The sequence below is a fragment of the Virgibacillus tibetensis genome (genome assembly GCF_036026595.1).
Classification (GTDB): Bacteria; Bacillota; Bacilli; order Bacillales; family Amphibacillaceae; genus Virgibacillus_P; species Virgibacillus_P tibetensis.
Genome location: NZ_JARZFX010000036.1, coordinates 1 through 1,936, shown reverse-complemented (window position 1 = coordinate 1,936; position 1,936 = coordinate 1). Strand labels below are relative to the sequence as shown.

Annotated in this window: 1 protein-coding gene; it reads left to right on the top strand. The window is 41.4% G+C overall.

Annotated features, from left to right (window positions below; genetic code table 11):
* Positions 1–519 precede the first annotated feature (519 nt).
* The gene (gene ltrA, locus QGM71_RS21655; RefSeq protein ID WP_327609631.1) at positions 520–1,848 is read left to right on the top strand and encodes a group II intron reverse transcriptase/maturase; all 1,329 of its coding nucleotides are present in this window, start codon (positions 520–522) and stop codon (positions 1,846–1,848) included.
* Positions 1,849–1,936: the final 88 nt, after the last annotated feature.

The window sequence follows — 1,936 nt, the reverse complement described above, 5'->3', positions numbered from 1 at the left end:
AAAGCATAGAGCGTCCGAGCATAGGTCATATCTTATAGTGGGTGTGACTCCCACCAGGAAAGGGCTAGCCACTCACCTGTAGCGAGTCTTGGAGGGTAGGAGGTAACTTCTATCTTTAAGCGTAGACAGTTAGCCAGTGGGCCGAAAGCCAAGCGGTTGAAGGGATTGAGCCCCGTAATCTTACAAATCGGGAAAGCTGATGATGTTATGCTCTCAGAAAGCAACACCTGTCCATCGCAAAATGGCAAGATGAAGCAGGTTTCCCCGGGGTCTGTGACCTTAGCACGCTGGACATTGTTAGGATATGGCAACTCGGGAGATCCTATTGGATCTTTCCAATTGGAAAGTATGGCGGACAAGTGATAATAAAGCGAGAAAGCCAAATATCTAATAGGAAGTCGGAGGACCACGTAGTACTGATGATTTCAGGTAATGCTGGAGGAGGAAAGGTGAATTGTCCCCCGATCTTCGCTCTTATTAGGGAAACATAGACTACACACGGAGGTAGGATAAAATCCTATGAACACAAAACTAATAAGAATAACAGAATTAGCACAACAGAATCCAGAGATGAAATTCACTTCGCTTGCACACCTTTTAAGTGAAAAGGCGTTGAAACAGTGCCATCATGAATTATCAGGAAATAAAGCATCGGGAATAGATAATATAACGAAGGCAGAATATGCGGAAAATCTTCAAGACAATATTGCTAACCTAATTGAACGTCTGAAGAAGAAAAGTTACCGTCCGTTACCTGTTCGACGCACATACATTGATAAAGCCGGTTCAAAGGAAAAAAGACCATTGGGTATACCAGCGTATGAAGATAAAATTGTTCAACGTGGCATAGCGAAAATACTCAATGCAATATATGAAAATGATTTTCTCGACAGTTCCTTTGGCTTCCGACCGATGCGAAATTGTCATGATGCATTAAAAGTCCTAAATGTGTATATCGAAAAGCGCTATACGAACTACATCGTAGATGTAGATATTAAAGGGTTCTTTGATAATGTAGATCACAAATGGATGGTGGCATTCCTTAAGCACCGTATCACTGACCCTAATCTTCTAAGGCTGATCGCAAGATTCCTTAAAGCAGGATACCTGGAAGAGGGAAAGAAATATGATATTGATAAAGGAACTCCACAAGGCGGCCTGATTTCACCAATTCTTGCTAATATTTACCTTCATTATGTACTCGATCTGTGGTTTGAAAAGACGGTGAAAGAACGTTGCCAAGGTCAAGCTCACATAGTAAGGTACGCGGACGATTTCGTGTGTTGCTTTCAATACAGGAAAGACGCGGATCGGTTTTATCAAGCGCTACATAAGAGACTTTCGAAATTCAATCTTGAGATGGCGAAAGATAAGACTAAGATCATTTCCTTTGGACGTTTCGCTGAAGAAAACTGCGGGCGAAAAGGAATAAAGAAACCACAAACCTTTGACTTTCTGGGCTTTACACATTATTGCGATAAAAGTAGGAATGGTCATTTTCGTGTAAAGCGCAAAACGAGTCGCAAGAAGGTGCAGTCAAAGTTAAAGAAGTGCAAGGAATGGTTGAAAGCAAACCGAACAAAAGGCACTGATTTCATCATGGATCGTATGATAAGATCACTAAATGGGTACTACAATTATTACTGTATTACAGATAATCTACAGGCAGTTATTAATTATCAGTTCCAAGTGAGGAAATTATTATTTAAATGGCTAAATCGAAGAAGTCAGAAAAGATCTTATACGTGGGAGAAGTTCAATTTACTCCTCAAACGATTTCCTTTACCCAGACCTAGGGCTAAAGTAAATATCTATGATCTTCGTAGCCATATTAGCTATATTATGTAAAAGGAGATCGGGAGGAGCCGTGTGCGATAATACCGCATGCACGGTTCTGCGAGGGGGTACCGGGCGTGAGCCCGGATCCTACTCTACA

Bases quoted from the DNA above. Each gene is read 5' to 3' on its own strand.
- ltrA (WP_327609631.1), top strand. From the start codon at position 520: ATGAACACAAAACTAATAAGAATAACAGAATTAGCACAACAGAATCCA.